The sequence below is a fragment of the Aeromonas sp. 600527 genome, from assembly GCF_049175415.1.
Lineage (GTDB): Bacteria > Pseudomonadota > Gammaproteobacteria > Enterobacterales > Aeromonadaceae > Aeromonas > Aeromonas veronii_A.
Map to the genome: position 1 here is coordinate 21,795 of NZ_JAAKVA010000014.1, position 15,413 is coordinate 37,207.

Below are 15,413 nucleotides of genomic sequence, written 5' to 3' on the forward strand. Positions count from 1 at the left end.
TCCTAATCATGAAGCCCTTCCCCACTGCCGCGTGAGCCTTGCTCGGCGCAGGATATGAAGGGTTTCCAAGCAAGAGACTGACAAGCAGCCATGCGCATTCCACGTATCTATGAACCGGCCACCCTGCAAGTTGGCCAGACCATCGCCCTGTCGGAAGACGGCGCCAACCATATCGGCCGGGTACTGCGCATGCAGCCGGGCCAGCAGCTCGAGCTGTTCAATGGCGATGGCAATCAATATCCCGCCACCATCGCCAACGTCGGCAAAAAGTCGGTGGAAGTGACCATCGACAGCTGCGACGTCCAATCGGTGGAGTCACCGCTGGCCATCCACTTGGGTCAGGTGATCAGCCGTGGCGACAAGATGGACTTCACCATCCAGAAATCGGTGGAGCTGGGCGTCACCTGCATCACCCCGCTCTTCTCCGAGCGCTGCGGCGTCAAGCTGCCGGCCGATCGGCTGGAGAAGAAACGCGAACAGTGGCAGAAGGTGGTGATCAGCGCCTGCGAACAGTGCGGCCGCAACGTGGTGCCCGAAGTGCGCATGCCGATGGAGCTGGACGCCTGGCTGGCGGAAGAGAGTAAAGAGCTCAAGCTCAACCTGCACCCGCGCGCCGAGTACAGCATCAACACCCTGCCCGTTCCCGAGCACGGCGTGCGCCTGCTGATTGGCCCGGAAGGGGGATTGTCGAGCGACGAGATCGCCCGTACCGTGCAGGAAGATTTCAAAGAGATGCTGCTGGGGCCGCGGGTGCTGCGCACCGAAACCGCCGCCCTGACTGCGATCACTGCGCTGCAGTGCCGCTTTGGCGATCTCGCTTGATACTATCGGCCGCATCAATCAGCCTCATGGCTGCATCGACGCAGCCGCAAGCGGCCGATTACGCTGCGCTAATCGACCCTATAACCCTATCGAGCCATTAAAAAGGAACAGCGGATGACCATTAAACTCGGCATCGTGATGGACCCCATCTCGGCCATCAACATCAAGAAAGATTCCAGCTTTGCCATGCTCGAAGAGGCGCAAAAGCGCGGCTATGAGCTCTTCTATCTGGAGATGAAGGATCTCTACATGGAAGCCGGTCGTGCCTTTGGTACCATGCGCCCGCTCACCGTCAAATATGACTATGCCGACTGGTACACCGTGGGCGAGGTGGTGGATCAGCCCCTCTCCAACCTCGATGTGATCCTGATGCGCAAGGATCCGCCGTTCGATACCGAATTTATCTACGCCACCTACATGCTGGAGCGGGCAGAGGATGAGGGTTGCCTTATCGTCAACAAGCCGCAGAGCCTGCGCGATGCCAACGAGAAGCTCTACACCGCCTGGTTTGCCGAGCACACTCCGACCACGCTGGTGACCCGCCGCGCCGACAAGCTGCGCGCCTTCCACGCGAAGCACAAAGACGTGATCCTCAAGCCGCTGGACGGCATGGGCGGCGCCTCCATCTTCCGCATGAAGGAAGATGACGCCAACGTCGGCGTGATTATCGAAACCCTGACCGCCCACGGCAGCCAGTACTGCATGGCGCAGACCTATCTGCCCGCTATCAAGGATGGCGACAAGCGGGTGCTGGTGGTGGACGGTGAACCGGTTCCCTACTGTCTGGCCCGTATTCCGGCGCAAGGCGAAACCCGTGGCAATCTGGCGGCCGGTGGCCGTGGTGAAGCGCGTCCCCTGAGCGAAGCCGACTGGGCCATCGCCCGCGCAGTGGGCCCGACGTTGAAAGAGAAAGGCCTCATCTTCGTCGGCCTCGACATCATCGGCGATCGCCTGACCGAGATTAACGTCACCAGCCCGACCTGCATTCGCGAGATTGAAGCGGCCTTCGATGTACACATCACCGGCATGCTGATGGATGCCATCGAGCGTCGGCTGGGCAAATAATCGCCAGGCAGGCTAAGCCGGCCTGTTCAGGGGTAACCCGCCCCTGACAAGCCCCAAAACAGAGAGGGTGGCCCGGCGCCACCCTCTCTGTTTCAAGACAATCCGGAAAGGGGCGGGATCTCGCCCAGCCCAAAAAGCGGTTTTTCCCATGGGGATCAACTGCCATAATTGACCTCAAATACCTTTGCACTATTTGGCCTCTATGCAAACACTGCAAAATCACTTCCTGCTTGCCATGCCAAGCCTGACGGATCCCTATTTCGAGCGCTCGCTGGTCTATCTGTGCGAGCACAACGAAGAGGGCGCCATGGGCTTGGTCGTCAACATTCCGGTCGAGATGTCGCTGGAAACCATGCTGACCCAGCTCAAGCTCAACCCGCCCAACAACCCGGAACTCAAGCAGCCGGTGCTGCAAGGGGGGCCGGTTCACGCCGATCGTGGCTTCGTGCTGCACAGCTTCCGCCCCGGCTTCAACTCCACCCTGCAGGTGGGGGATGAGATGATGGTGACCACCTCCAAGGATATTCTGGAAACCCTGGGTACGAGCGAGGCCCCTGCCCATTGGCTGGTGGCCCTTGGCTATGCCGGCTGGAGCGCCGGGCAGCTGGAGCAGGAGCTGGTGGATGGCGCCTGGCTGGTGATCCCCCCCAATCCGGCTCTGGTGTTCAAGACCCCCATTCACAAACGTTGGCAGCAAGCTGCCGCCAGCATAGGGGTGAACCCGGTTCACCTCTCCAGCGATATCGGCCACAGCTGATCGGCTGGCCCGCTCCGCTCTCTATTTAGAGGATTTATCAGTTATGTCATCACGCAGCATCATGGGCTTTGACTATGGCACCAAGAGCATTGGCGTCGCCATCGGTCAGGAGCTGACTGGCACAGCCCAGCCTCTGCGCGCCCTCAAGGCCAACGACGGCATCCCCAACTGGGACGAGATTGAGAAGCTGCTCAAGGAGTGGCAACCAGACCTGCTGGTGGTCGGCCTGCCGCTGAACATGGATGGCACCGATCAGGAGATCACGGTACGGGCCCGCAAATTCGGTAACCGGCTGCATGGCCGCTTCGGCAAGCCCGTAGATTTCAAGGATGAGCGGCTCACCACCACCGATGCCCGCGCCCGACTGTTTGAGCGAGGCGGCTATCGCGCACTGGAGAAAGGCAGTGTGGACGGGGTATCGGCGCAGCTGATCGTAGAAGCCTGGATGGAAGAGCAGTACAACTAAGCCATCAACAGCAAGGCAAGGGTCGCCTTGCCCTTGCCTTGTCTCGCACTATCCTCCCCTCATTACGCCTGTGATTGACCCGCGACCAGCCCTTCGGCTTCGGTCGGCGTCGCATTCATCATCCGGTTGAGCCAGGGCACCATCAGCCCCATCACTACCGCAATCAGCAGAGTCGCCATCCCGATCTTGCCAAATACGCCTGTGTAAATGGGCAAGGTTTGCAGCGGATCCGTCATCCCTTGCGGCACGGCGGTAAAGGTCGCCACATAGCCACCCAGCAGGGACGCCATCGCCTGAGTCAGGAACCACATTCCGAGAATGAAGCCCATCAGGCGTTGTGGCACCAGCGCGGCGACCATCGCCAGTCCCAGCGCACTGATCATCAGCTCTCCCAGACTCTGGAACAGGTAGATAAGCACCATAAACCAGGGGGAGGTCAGCCCCTGCTCATCGGCAAACCACCAGCCGGATGCCGCCGCCGTCAGAAATCCCAGCGAGCAGAAGAACATCCCGAGGGTGAACTTGAGCGGCATGGTGAGATCCCGCCCCTTGCTGCCCATCCGGGTATAAATCATCGCGAGTACCGGACTGCCCACCACCACCCAGAAGGGGTTGAGCGCCTGGAAGCTGACCGGGTTGACGCTCATGCCCAGCATCTCGTGATGCATGTTGTTGATGGCAAAGAAGTTCAGTGAAGTCGGCATCTGGGCGTAAAGCACATAGAAGAGCACCGCCTCCAGCATTAGCACGAAGGCCACATACATCTTGTTGCGACCCACGGTGTCGAGCTTGAACGCCTCGCGGAAAAAGAAAATCACCACGGCGATAGTCACCGTCATCAGCACCATGTTGGCGATCACCACGTGGTGCATCAACCAGGCACAAAAGAAGACCATGACCACCGAGCCAGCCAATACCATCAGCAACTTGCCGTAGTTGAGGGGCAGATGATCCGGCTCGGAGCCAATGTCTTTCACCATATTGCGGCAGGCAAAGAAGGTGAGCAGCGCAATCACCAGCCCGACACCGCAGAGGTTGTAGGTGACGGTATAGCCGTAGTGATCGGCGATGACCGGAGCCAGCGACAGGGAGATAAGCGAGCCGATATTGATCGACATATAGAACAGGGTAAAAGCCCCATCCAGCCTCGGATCTTTTGGCTGGTAGCATTTTGACAGCAGGCTGGCCGGATTGGCCTTGAACAGGCAGTTACCAACTGCAATGGTGCCCAGCGCATAGAAAATCAGGTCGGGATTATAGATAGAGAGGCCGGTCATGAAATAGCCGATAACCAGAACCACGGCCCCCAGCACCATGGTGCGCTTGGTACCGAGAATATGGTCGCCGACATAGCCACCGACCGAGATCAGGCCATATACCAGCGCCGAGAAGGCACCGAAGGTAATAAAGGATTGCTCTTGGGAAAATCCCAGTTGCTGTACAAAGAAAACCGCCAGGATCCCCTGCACGCCGTAATAACCGAAGCGCTCCCAGAGTTCGACGAAAAATATCATAAAGAAGGGTTTGGGCTGTTGTAACAACCCTGTGGGTGCTGTTGCTGGACTCATATCAACCTGCCTTTGCTGAGATTTATTTTTATTAATCTGGTGGTGGCTACCGCACTATTTTTTTGCCCGCCATTGCTATAACGGGGAGCACAGTCAGCCTGCCAATCTGGCTATTTTCGGGTGCACACGCCCCGTTCGATGAAAGGTGTTTTTCATCTAGCCGGTTTCAATTACGGGTTATCGGGGGATGGTGAGTGGCGTCTCCCAGTGCAGTTACCGGCTCCGGGTTCTACCTTTGCTGCATCCCTTCACTCAAGCCGGTTTATCAACCTTGATGCTTATTCCCCTCTGCTCCGTCACTCATGGCTGGTGGCTAGATGGACAGGGCATGACACGGCCACAGACGACCTGTGGGGCTGGCTCACGCCGCGCTCTACTGACAGTCACCTACGCAGGCGCGATCTAACCCCGCCATTCCAAGGGGTGTCATGCTATATCACTGCAAATACAGGAACTTAATGGTCGATCACACTTTAAAAGTGACCATTAGTGAAGTTTTCTAATGAAACCACATGAATTTTTTTCGTGAAAAGAGCTTCACTCGAGACGTGCAACCAAGGCCAATCTGTGCATAAAGAGAGTCGAATGGCACACAGCTGAACCCGAGCTCGGCACTTCAGTCGTACAAAAGCCCGCTCATCAGGGCGATCCAACAACAAAAAGCCGGAGCAGATGGCTCCGGCTGATCGATGGGCACCGTCACGCTCACATTAGCGTGGTGATTCGTCGTTGTAGAGCCGCCGGATCTCGTTGCGCAGCCACATCACCTTGGCATCCTGATTGTGCCGTTTGTGCCACAGCAGGATGAAGGCGATCTCCAGCTGGGCATAGAGCTTTTCGGGTAGCGGCAGCGGCATGGCGATCAGATTGCCGTGATGCCCACTGGCATAACCACTGCAGTAGGAAGGGGCCACCGCAATCAGCTCGTGACTCGACTGGGAGGCGATATGCAGCGCCTGCTCGAAGCTTGAGACCATGATGGGCACCTCCCGCTTCAGCCCCTCGTCCTCCAGCAGACTGTCGAGAGCCCAGGTATCGTTCGCTTCCCACACCATGCTGATCTGGGGGCAGGCCAGAAAGTTCTCCAGCGACCACTTCTGCTCGAGCAATGGGTGATCCTTGCGCAAAAAAACCACCGGGCGATCGGTGAACAGCACCTCGTGATCGATGTAATAAGGCAAGCGGTTGACCTTGGCCAGAGAGCGGCCATGGGTCTCGCGGGCACAAAAGCCGAGATCTGCATCGCCATTGACGATGTCGTTGAGGGAGTGGTGATCCCACCCCAGCATCCTGACCACCGAGTTGGGGTACTTCTGGTAGATGGTCATGGGCAGATCGCTCAGGAAGCTGATGTAGAAGGGGGACTCCATCACCAGGGTGAAGCGGGCACCATCGGGGATCGCCTCGCTATTGAGCGAGGTGATGCTGTCAGTGAGCTGGAACCAGACCTTCAGCTCCTCCTCCAGGGTCAGGGAGAGGTTGGTGGGCTGCAACCCCTGCCGTACCCGTACAAACAGGGGATCGTCAAACCACTCCCGCAATTTGGCCAAAGACTTGCTCACCGCCGACGGAGTGACACAGAGCTTTTTCGCCGCCCCTGCCACACTGCGCTCCTGCATCAGGTACTTGAATACCACCAGCAGGTTCAAATCGAGTTCACCCAGATTGCGCATATCCCCTCTCATCTTCCATCAGCCCTGCGACCGCGCTTCACGAAGCGCGATCCATGGTAACAGCCCTTTGACAGCCAGGTAACTGAGCAGTGCCAGCAGCAAGGCGCAGATCAGCATCTCGGACGGAGTAAAGCCGAGCTGGCCAAGCAACCAGATATAGAGGCCGGAGAGGCTGATCTGCATGATGCAGAGCACCGCGCTGGCGAACGCCACATTGTGTTGACAACCATCGAGCGCCTCCCCCATCGCCACCCCGAAGCCACAGGAGAAGCCGACACAGACCAGTGCAAATCCCGGCAGCAGCAGATGGATATCGCCCCCCGTCTGCCAACTGCCGAACAGTGAGCACGCCGCCAGCAGATAGCAGAGATGAGACACCGCCAGCACTTTCTGTTTGCCCAACCAGCGCAACAGCAGGGGCGTCAGGAAGGAGGTGGACATACTCACACCGGCCATCACCATCATCACGATGGAGTACTGCTCGGTAGTGAAGCCAAACTCCTTCATCAGGATCAGCGGCGAGACGCTGACATAGACCAAAATAGAGGTCACGCTGGCACTGGTCAGCAGGGATAGCAACATAAAGCGCGGGGAGCGCAGCAGGACAAAGGGCAGCGCAGCACCACTCCCCGGTTGCCGCGCCGGACGGGTCTCCTTGAGCAGAAGCAGGTTGACCAGACCGCTGACGGCCGCCACCAGCGCCATCGCCATGAAGATCCCGCGCCAGTCAAAATGGGACAGGATGAGGTAACCGAGCACCGGCGCCAGCACCGGGATCACGCAGATCACCCCGTTGATCATCGAGAGCGCCATCGCCAGCCGCTCCTGACTCAGCACATCCCGCAGCACGGTAAAGGTCATGATATAGAGCGCACCGGCCCCGACCCCCTGCCAGAAACGGCCGAGGTAGAACTGGGTGATCCCTTCGGCATGACCCGCCACCAGCGAGGCGAGGACAAAAATCAGGGTGCCCCCGAGCACCACCCAGCGCCGCCCGTAGCGATCGGCAATCATCCCCCCCAGCAGCACGGTGGCCGCCATACCGAACAGATAGATAGAGAAGGCGGTGTGGATCTGCGCCTCGCTCGCCTGCAGGGCATCGGCAATCTTGGGCACGGCGACCAGATAGAGATCGATCCCGACCGGATAGAGGATGATCATCAGAAAAGTGCACAACAGGAATACAGGCATGGATGCTCCATAACAGATTGGCGTGCCGATGCCTGCCAGATGACAGCGACAGGCGAACAATGGCGGGGCAAGGTGGTGACAATGCTAGCAACGCAGCGCGTCGCAATGGGGCAACTATATGGGTGCCCACCGCCCTCACCTAGTGAAGAGATGGCGATCGGTACATTCCAATCAGGAAATATCATATTAAGTTGCGTGCCTGAGCGGCCATATTTAATCGACCAGACACAGCAATAAACCGGGTCACCTCCCGCTCATTGCCATCTCATCGCCTCACTTTTACCGCCCACCAGTTATCCGCCTTCGGCTTTGCGGGCGTATAAGCTGTAGGGGCAACGCAATACAGGGAATGTGTATGACGGGTATGAAAAAAGAAGAACAGATTGCCGGGCTGCTGGCGGCACTGGAGCAAGTCATTCTGGGCAAGCCGCTGCAACTGAAAATCGCGCTGGTAACCCTGCTGGCGCGCGGTCATCTGCTGATCGAGGATCTGCCCGGCATGGGCAAGACCACCCTGGCCCACGCGCTGGCGCAGGTGCTGGGGCTGGCATGCAGGCGGTTGCAGTTCACCGCCGATCTGCTCCCCGCCGACCTGCTGGGGTTGCAGATCTTTGACCCCCAGCAGCAAACATTTCGCTTTCACCCCGGCCCCATCTTCACCCAGGTACTGCTGGCGGACGAGATCAACCGTGCCAGCCCCAAGGTGCAGAGCGCCCTGCTGGAGGCGATGGCCGAGGGCAAGGTGAGCATCGAGGGCCACACGCACCCACTCCCCGATCCATTTTTCGTCATCGCCACCCAGAATCCGGCGGATCAGGCGGGCACCTATCCGCTGCCGGAGTCCCAGCTCGACCGCTTCGCCGTGCGACTCTCGCTGGGTTTTCCGCCGCGAGAGGCGGAGCGCCAGTTGCTGCGGGGCAACCAGCCGAGCGGCCCACTACCCGCCATGCTGAATACCGCAGAGCTGGCTGCCCTGCAAGCGGAAGGTGATGCTATCCATGTTTCCGATGCCACCCTCGACTACCTGCTGGCGCTGGTGCACCAGAGCCGCTTTGATGGGGATCTGCCACAGCCCCTCTCCCCCCGTGCAGCCCAGACCTTGCTGGCGGTGAGCCGGGCCTGGGCGCTGGTTGCGGGACGGCGCTTTGTCACGGTGGAGGATGTGCAGGCAGTCTTTCCCTATGTGGCCGAGCATCGGCTGCGGGGCAGCTTTGGCGTGCAACACGGCGAAGCCTGTCCCCTTAGCCAGCGATTGCTGGCCCGGGTCGATCCGGACAATCCCTGATGAGCAAATTGCTAAACCGTTGGCAGCAGTGGCGAGCCCGCTGGCAGCGACGCTGGCTCGACCGCCGCATTCCCCCGGCCCGCCAGATCACGCTGGGTACCCGCAGCCTCTTTATCCTCCCCACCCGCATGGGGCTGCTTTATCTGTTGGTGCTGCTCGCCATCTATCTGCTCGGCACCAACTACCAGAACAATCTGGTACTGCTGCTGGCCTACTGCCTCGGCAGCCTGTTTATGGCCGCCATGTGGCTCACCCACCGCAACCTGCTGGGGCTGGAGCTGCTGGGTGGCCCGCTGGTGCTGGGGGAAGCGGGTAGCCAGCTGCCGATCCGTATCTTGGTGCAGAGCCCTCGCCCGGTGCAGGCGCTCCGGTTTAGCCTCAACGAAGGCACCCTCTGGCTGGCACAGGCCGACGCGGTGCCCAGCACAGTTATCCTACCCGTATCGGGCTCGCGCCGCGGGCCATTGCACCTTGGTCGATTGCGGGTTGAAAGCCGCTACCCTCTCGGCCTGTTTCGCTGCTGGTCCCTGCTGGACTTGCAACTGGAGGGCTGGCTCTCTCCCAAACCAGCATTCGGCGCGCTAAGAGGGGAACATGCGACCCAAAACGAGGGGCATCAGGGCCAACCCGCTCCGGCCACTCTCGGTGACTTTGATACCCTGCGAACACATCAGGCCGGTGAACCACTGAGCCGAGTCGCCTGGAAGCAACTTGCCCAGGGGCGCGGCCTGCTGACCAAACAGTTCCATGAGCCACAGCAGGATGACACTCACCTCACCTTGCTGCGGATCGCGGGTGGGGAGCTGGAGCAGCGGCTGGCAGTGCTGGCCTGGTGGTGCGCAGATTACGGCAAGCGGGGCATCCCCTTTACCCTGACACTGGCAAACCAGACGCTGGGACCCGATAGCGGCGCCGCCTTTGTGCAGCGCTGCCTGCTGGCACTGGCCCAATTCGATGCAACACCACCGAAGAGCGCGCCCGATGCTGCTCGATAACCGCCGCCTGTTACCACTCATCGCCCTGCAACAGCTGCTGCTGGTCGCGGCGCTCTGGCCACAGTTGCAGCTCTGGGTGATGGCAGTAGGCGCCATGACCCTCGGCGTCCGGGCCATGATGCTGTGGCGCGGCTGGCCGCCCCTGCCTGCCCGCTGGTTGGCGCTGCTGGCCATCACAACCGTGGTGTTGCTGGGGTTGCAGTGGCGCACATTGGGCACCCTGCCCGCCCTGATCAATCTGCTCTGGATCGGCTATAGCCTGAAGATGATCGAAGTGCGGCGCGAGCGGGATATCGAGCAGGTGCTACAGCTCGCCTTCTTCCTCATCGCGCTGGCGCTGGTACAACGCCAAAGCATCGGCTGGACGGCCGGAATGACAGTAGCACTCTGGCTGGCAGTAACCGCGCTGGTGGCCGCCGTCGCCCCCGAACAGAAACGGCCTTGGCGCAGTGCGGGTGGTACCCTGCTGCTGGCGCTTCCCCTGCTCATCACTCTGTTTCTGCTGCTGCCAAGGCTCCCGCCCCTCTGGCAGATGCCCACCACCAGCCGCGCCCTGTCGGGGCTCTCGGAAGAGCTGGCCCCCGGCGATATCAGCGAACTGGTCAACTCCTCGGAACTGGCCTTTCGGGTCACCTTTGCCGATGGCCCGCCCCCGGCCCGCGAGCGCTACTTTCCGGTGATGCGCCAAGAAATTTTCGATGGCCAGCGCTGGTTGCTGAGCCCCGAGGTCAGGGCATGGCAGCAGACAGTGCCGGTGCAAACCGGGCTCCCCCTTCTGGCATCCTCTTCTCAGACCAACTCTCAACTGGCAGATAGTCCGTTACCCGCCGGGAGCTACGAGGTGATCGCCGAGCCCCAGCGCCACCGCTGGGCCTTTGCTCTGAGCGAACCGCACCTGCTGGCGGGACCGGTAATGCTCACGCCTCTCAACACCCTCTATCGGCAGGGGAGCAGCGAGATGGCGATACGCTATCGCATTGGCCGCGGCGAAGCACAGATCGAGGATGATAGCCAAGCCGCCCAGCGCAACCTGCAACTGCCAGCCGGGGGCAACCCGAGAGCGCGAGCTCACGGCCAAGGGCTGGCTGTGCGCTATCCAGAACGCGCCAAGCTGGTCGCCGCCCTGCTCGCACAGTTTCGCAGCCAATCCTATTACTACACCCTGACCCCGCCACGACTTGGCAGTGACGGGGTGGATGCATTCCTGTTCGATACAAAGCAGGGCTTTTGCGGCCACTACGCCATGGCGACCGCTTTCGTGCTGCGCGCTGCCGGTATTCCTGCACGACTGGTCACCGGTTATCTCGGCGGCGAATGGAATCCCAGGGGCAACTATCTGGCGGTACACCAGTTCGATGCCCATGCCTGGGTGGAGTATCTCGATGAAGGGGGCTCATGGCGGCGAATCGACCCCACGGCGGCAGTGGCACCTGAGCGCATTGAAGACGGCGTGAGGGAGGCCCTGAGCGACGAGTTTACCGCCGCCGACCCCCTCGCTTTGCAACGTTATCGCAACTGGGCCCTGCTCAATCAGCTGCGCTGGTGGGGCAACAATATCGAATACCAGTGGAGTCGCTGGGTGATTGGTTACGATGCGGGCCAGCTCTGGCAGCAAATCGGTCTGCGCTGGCCTGCACTGGCAGCGCACACTCCCTGGTTGATCCTCGCGAGCCTGATGCTGGTCGCCCTGCTGGTGAGCCTGCCCCTGCTGTTGCCCGCGCGCCTGCCGCCAGCGCGGCGCATCTGGCAGCCCCTGCTCAAACGGGGCAAACGCAGCGGCTACTCACCCCAGCCCGCCGAGAGCATGGGGGCATGGTGCGAGCGACTGGCGCGGCTGCGTCCTGACCTTGCCCATCCTCTGCTAAAGAGTGCGTGGCTCTATCGCCGCTGGCGTTATGCCCCTTGCAGCGACCGACAACAAAGGCGCTGCTGGCGCCAGTTGCAACTGCGTATAAAACAACTCACCCTGCTCTGGGATCAACCGCAGAAGAGCAAGCCATAAAAAGGGGGGAGCCACTGGCTCCCCCCTCAGGTTTTAATCAAGAGGTTTGACTCACCGCTTGTTATTTTTTGGTCGGATTGTCCCAAATTCCCTCTTCCAGCTGGGAGCGGATCTCCGGGTACTTGTTGGCATCAAAGGTGGGCACCTTGCCCAGCTTGAGCTGGTCGTTGTAATCCTTCGCCAGCTTGATGGCGACGCCGGAGAGCAGCAGGATCGCCACCAGGTTGACGATGGCCATCAGTCCCATGGAAACATCCGCCATGGCCCAGACAGTGGGTAACTCGCCCACAGAGCCGAACATCACCATACCCAGCACAAACATCCGGAACAGCATCAGGCCGCCCTTGTGGTTGTGCTCGAGGAACACCAGATTGGTTTCGGCATAGGAGTAGTTGGCCACGATAGAGGTGAAGGCGAAGAAGAAGATGGCTGCCGCGATAAAGATGTTGCCCCCGCTGCCAATCTGGGAAGAGAGCGCACGCTGGGTCAGCTCGACACCGGTCACACCGGAGCCCGGCTCAAACTGACCTGACATCAGGATGATGGCGGCGGTACAGCTACAGATTACGATGGTGTCCATAAAGACCCCCAGCATCTGCACATAACCCTGGGAGGCCGGGTGCGGCGGATAGGGAGTGGCTGTCGCCGCGGCGTTGGGCGCAGAGCCCATGCCCGCCTCGTTGGAGAAGAGACCGCGCTTGATACCGTTGATCATCGCCTGGGAGATGGCATAACCCAGCGCACCCGAGCCTGCCTGCTCAATCCCGAAGGCAGACTTGATGATCAGCATGAAGACATGGGGCAACTCGGTGATGTTCATCGCCACGATCACCAGCGCCAGCAGGATGTAGGCCAGCGCCATAAAGGGCACCACCAGCTCGGCAAAACGGGCAATGCCACGAATGCCGCCGAAGATAATCAGGCCGGAGAGTGCCACCAGCGCCAGACCGCTGACCCAGTCAGGAATGCCAAACGCCACCTTCATCGCCAGACTGATGGAGTTGGCCTGCACCGCGTTGAACACCAGACCAAATGCCAGGATCAGGCAGAGCGAGAAGACCACCCCCATCCAGCGCATGCCAAGGCCTTTCTCCATGTAGTAGGCTGGGCCACCACGGTAGTTGCCATCCTCATCCTTGACCTTGTAGAGCTGGGCCAGGGTGCTTTCGACGAAGGCGGTCGCCATGCCGATAAAGGCAATCAGCCACATCCAGAAGATGGCACCGGGGCCACCCAGATAGATAGCGACAGCAACACCGGCCAGGTTGCCGGTGCCGACTCGGGCGGCAAGGCTGGTACAGAGGGCCTGGAAGGAGGAGATGCCTGCGTTGTCCGATTTACGGCTGTTTTTCAGCACGGAAAACATGTGGCCAAAGTGACGGATCTGGATAAAACCCAGGCGGAAGGTGAAAAAGATCCCGACCCCGATGAGCAGGTAGATGAGCACGGCTCCCCACATCAGGTCGTTTAGCATCGCAATCAAGGTGTCCATAATTCTCTCGTTGTTATTCACATCCATGGCCAGTCTGCGCTGACCGTTTTCTGTCTGTCGTTTAATTAGCGTTTCGCTAAAGGGGCGGAATCTAGCACAGCGGGAGAGCCCGGAATAGTGATCCCGGTCACGCGAGACACAAAAAACGAACGGTAAAAGCCCATAAAGCTCCATTTAAATCGCAAACTTTCAACAAACTCAATAATTCAATCAGACAGGCCACCATTAAGCCCCATAAGAGAACCATTTTGATATATCCCTGATGAGCTATCCGGAAACGCAAACGCTTGCATGAAATGGCTTTCAAACGGCGATATTTCGCCAAACGTTTTCGCTGTAATTAAATTTCAAGTGCGTAGCGAGATAATTTATGTGATCGACGACACAAATATCGATATTGGCTAAAAAAGTTCAGCTGAAAGCAAACCGGAGCGAGGTCGGAAGGAAATGTAAAAAACCTTACTAATCATATAGTTTCACGCCATAAAACGGGATGACTCAACAGCCTGAATGTTTAACAACCAAGCGCCCCTATTGCAGGATGCAGCACATCAGTATTAATTAGGCAGGCAATGACGATGGGGCGCCCCCATCGCGCTTTTCTGAGCCTGAGGCACCAAGATCCTGTAATTTTATTTCAGAACCACCGTCTCAAGCCCGCAACCCAGGGATTACTCCCTCATTAAGAGATGATATTCGCTATGGCCGATAAATTAACCCAGCTGAAAGCCCTGACCACTGTTGTTGCCGACACCGGTGATATCGAAGCCATCAAACGCTATCAGCCCATCGATGCCACCACCAACCCCTCTCTGGTTCTGAAGGCCTCCGAGATCCCCGAGTATGCTCCGCTGATCGAAGACGCCATCAAGTGGGCCAAAGCCCAGAGCCAGGACAAGGCACAGCAAATCATCGACGCGGGCGACAAGCTGGCCGTCAACATCGGTCTGGAAGTGCTGAAGATCGTTCCGGGCCGTATCTCTACCGAAGTGGATGCCCGTCTCTCCTTCGATACCGAGGCCAGCATCGCCAAGGCCCGCAAGCTGATCCGTCTTTACAACGAAGCGGGTATCAGTAACGACCGCATTCTGATCAAGCTGGCCTCCACCTGGGAAGGGATCCGTGCCGCTGAAGTACTGGAGAAAGAGGGTATCCAGTGCAACCTGACCCTGCTGTTCTCCTTCGCCCAGGCCCGTGCCTGTGCCGAAGCCGGTGCCTTCCTGATCTCCCCGTTTGTGGGCCGCATCCTCGACTGGTACAAAGCCAAAAATGGCCGTGACTACACCGCCAGCGAAGATCCGGGCGTGGTCTCCGTTACCTCCATCTACAACTACTACAAGCAGCACGACTACCCGACCGTGGTAATGGGCGCCAGCTTCCGCAACACCGGCGAGATCCTGGAACTGGCCGGTTGCGACCGCCTGACCATTGGTCCGGCCCTGCTGGAAGAGCTGAGCAAGAGCGAAGGCGCCGTGGTACGCAAACTGGACTACACCGGTGAGCGCAAGGCCAAACCGACCCCGATGACCGAGGCCGAATTCCGCTGGGAACTGAACCAGGACGCCATGGCTCACGAGAAGCTGGGCGAAGGTATCCGCATGTTTGCCATCGACCAGGGCAAGCTGGAAACCATGCTGGCAAGCCGCCTGTAATCGATTAATTTTTATGAAAAAAACCGGGCCCCTACCAAGGGGCCCGGTTTTTTTCATGGGCTTTTTTAGCGCTGTCATAGAGTCGTCACGAAAACGTTTTAATTTCAGATTCGTTATGTTATACGGGTGGTGAAAACGATAAAAGCCAAGGAGGGAGCCATGGAAATGTTCAACTTCGATTATGACGAGGTAGTTGAGCTCGGTTCACGTAGCCGCGGGACAACGGGAAAAAAACGTAAATGGCGCGAGATCGAAGCGCTGAAAGACAAGCACCGTTTGCAGAAGGAGCTGCAATCCATTGATATCGCCTACGAGGGTCTGACAGACGACATTGAGCTGTAAGACTGCCTAATACCTGTAAAAGCGCCCCGGATGTACGGGGCGCTTTTTTATGCCGCAATCGGATGATCAAGCGGCTTGTCATGCCATCGCCAGCGATGCCAAA

General features: G+C 59.0%; 13 protein-coding genes. 9 read left to right on the forward strand and 4 right to left on the reverse strand.

Annotated features, from left to right (window positions below; genetic code table 11):
- Positions 1–90 precede the first annotated feature (90 nt).
- The 4 genes from rsmE (at position 91) to ruvX (ending at position 3,110) form a co-directional block, all read left to right on the forward strand.
- Positions 91–822, forward strand: a complete 732-nt coding sequence (gene rsmE / locus G5154_RS15950) for a 16S rRNA (uracil(1498)-N(3))-methyltransferase (RefSeq protein ID WP_421251306.1) — start codon at positions 91–93, stop codon at positions 820–822.
- A 114-nt stretch (positions 823–936) separates the two neighbouring features.
- On the forward strand, positions 937–1,887 hold the full coding sequence (gene gshB / locus G5154_RS15955; protein WP_279489590.1) for a glutathione synthase: 951 nt from the start codon (positions 937–939) through the stop codon (positions 1,885–1,887).
- A gap of 202 nt (positions 1,888–2,089) precedes the next feature.
- Complete coding sequence (locus tag G5154_RS15960) at positions 2,090–2,644, forward strand: YqgE/AlgH family protein (RefSeq protein WP_042010750.1); 555 nt, start codon at positions 2,090–2,092, stop codon at positions 2,642–2,644.
- 43 nt (positions 2,645–2,687) lie between these two features.
- Positions 2,688–3,110, forward strand: a complete 423-nt coding sequence (gene ruvX, locus G5154_RS15965) for a Holliday junction resolvase RuvX (protein WP_265062300.1) — start codon at positions 2,688–2,690, stop codon at positions 3,108–3,110.
- Between the two features lie 62 nt (positions 3,111–3,172).
- Here ruvX and dtpB read toward each other — a convergent pair whose 3' ends face one another.
- The 3 genes from dtpB to G5154_RS15980 all read right to left on the reverse strand — a co-directional run bounded on the left by dtpB (position 3,173) and on the right by G5154_RS15980 (position 7,542).
- On the reverse strand, positions 3,173–4,678 hold the full coding sequence (dtpB, locus tag G5154_RS15970; RefSeq protein WP_265062299.1) for a dipeptide/tripeptide permease DtpB: 1,506 nt from the start codon (positions 4,676–4,678) through the stop codon (positions 3,173–3,175).
- 710 nt (positions 4,679–5,388) lie between these two features.
- Positions 5,389–6,351 carry an HTH-type transcriptional regulator YidZ gene (gene yidZ / locus G5154_RS15975; protein WP_265062298.1) on the reverse strand — a complete coding sequence of 321 codons (963 nt, stop codon included), beginning with the start codon at positions 6,349–6,351 and terminating at the stop codon, positions 5,389–5,391.
- Between the two features lie 18 nt (positions 6,352–6,369).
- Positions 6,370–7,542: an MFS transporter gene (locus G5154_RS15980; protein WP_421251307.1), complete on the reverse strand. Its 1,173-nt coding sequence runs from the start codon at positions 7,540–7,542 to the stop codon at positions 6,370–6,372.
- A gap of 355 nt (positions 7,543–7,897) precedes the next feature.
- On the opposite strand from G5154_RS15980, the gene G5154_RS15985 reads away from it, so the two are divergent.
- Genes G5154_RS15985 through G5154_RS15995 form a run of 3 tightly spaced genes read left to right on the forward strand, consistent with a single transcriptional unit; the run spans position 7,898 to position 11,824 of the window.
- A complete protein-coding gene (locus G5154_RS15985) occupies positions 7,898–8,827 on the forward strand; it encodes an AAA family ATPase (RefSeq protein ID WP_421251308.1) in 930 nt (309 codons plus the stop codon).
- A complete protein-coding gene (locus G5154_RS15990; protein ID WP_421251309.1) occupies positions 8,827–9,822 on the forward strand; it encodes a DUF58 domain-containing protein in 996 nt (331 codons plus the stop codon). The genes G5154_RS15985 and G5154_RS15990 overlap by 1 nt, the downstream gene beginning before the upstream one ends.
- Positions 9,809–11,824 carry a transglutaminase TgpA family protein gene (locus G5154_RS15995; protein WP_421263952.1) on the forward strand — a complete coding sequence of 672 codons (2,016 nt, stop codon included), beginning with the start codon at positions 9,809–9,811 and terminating at the stop codon, positions 11,822–11,824. The genes G5154_RS15990 and G5154_RS15995 overlap by 14 nt, the downstream gene beginning before the upstream one ends.
- A 61-nt stretch (positions 11,825–11,885) precedes the next feature.
- On the opposite strand, the gene G5154_RS16000 is transcribed toward G5154_RS15995, so the two are convergent.
- Positions 11,886–13,316, reverse strand: coding sequence for an alanine/glycine:cation symporter family protein (locus G5154_RS16000; RefSeq protein WP_041234090.1), 1,431 nt, complete (start codon positions 13,314–13,316; stop codon positions 11,886–11,888).
- 701 nt (positions 13,317–14,017) lie between these two features.
- Here G5154_RS16000 and tal point away from each other — a divergent pair.
- Entirely contained in the window at positions 14,018–14,968 is a 951-nt protein-coding gene (gene tal, locus G5154_RS16005; protein WP_005343804.1) for a transaldolase, read from the forward strand.
- Positions 14,969–15,127: 159 nt separating this feature from the next.
- Positions 15,128–15,310 (forward strand): DUF3545 family protein, encoded by a 183-nt coding sequence (locus G5154_RS16010; protein WP_005343802.1) that lies wholly within the window; start codon positions 15,128–15,130, stop codon positions 15,308–15,310.
- Positions 15,311–15,413: the final 103 nt, after the last annotated feature.

Bases quoted from the DNA above. Each gene is read 5' to 3' on its own strand.
- rsmE (WP_421251306.1), top strand. From the start codon at position 91: ATGCGCATTCCACGTATCTATGAACCGGCCACCCTGCAAGTTGGCCAG.
- gshB (WP_279489590.1), top strand. From the start codon at position 937: ATGACCATTAAACTCGGCATCGTGATGGACCCCATCTCGGCCATCAAC.
- G5154_RS15960 (WP_042010750.1), top strand. From the start codon at position 2,090: ATGCAAACACTGCAAAATCACTTCCTGCTTGCCATGCCAAGCCTGACG.
- ruvX (WP_265062300.1), top strand. From the start codon at position 2,688: ATGTCATCACGCAGCATCATGGGCTTTGACTATGGCACCAAGAGCATT.
- dtpB (WP_265062299.1), bottom strand. From the start codon at position 4,678: ATGAGTCCAGCAACAGCACCCACAGGGTTGTTACAACAGCCCAAACCC.
- yidZ (WP_265062298.1), bottom strand. From the start codon at position 6,351: ATGCGCAATCTGGGTGAACTCGATTTGAACCTGCTGGTGGTATTCAAG.
- G5154_RS15980 (WP_421251307.1), bottom strand. From the start codon at position 7,542: ATGCCTGTATTCCTGTTGTGCACTTTTCTGATGATCATCCTCTATCCG.
- G5154_RS15985 (WP_421251308.1), top strand. From the start codon at position 7,898: ATGACGGGTATGAAAAAAGAAGAACAGATTGCCGGGCTGCTGGCGGCA.
- G5154_RS15990 (WP_421251309.1), top strand. From the start codon at position 8,827: ATGAGCAAATTGCTAAACCGTTGGCAGCAGTGGCGAGCCCGCTGGCAG.
- G5154_RS15995 (WP_421263952.1), top strand. From the start codon at position 9,809: ATGCTGCTCGATAACCGCCGCCTGTTACCACTCATCGCCCTGCAACAG.
- G5154_RS16000 (WP_041234090.1), bottom strand. From the start codon at position 13,316: ATGGACACCTTGATTGCGATGCTAAACGACCTGATGTGGGGAGCCGTG.
- tal (WP_005343804.1), top strand. From the start codon at position 14,018: ATGGCCGATAAATTAACCCAGCTGAAAGCCCTGACCACTGTTGTTGCC.
- G5154_RS16010 (WP_005343802.1), top strand. From the start codon at position 15,128: ATGGAAATGTTCAACTTCGATTATGACGAGGTAGTTGAGCTCGGTTCA.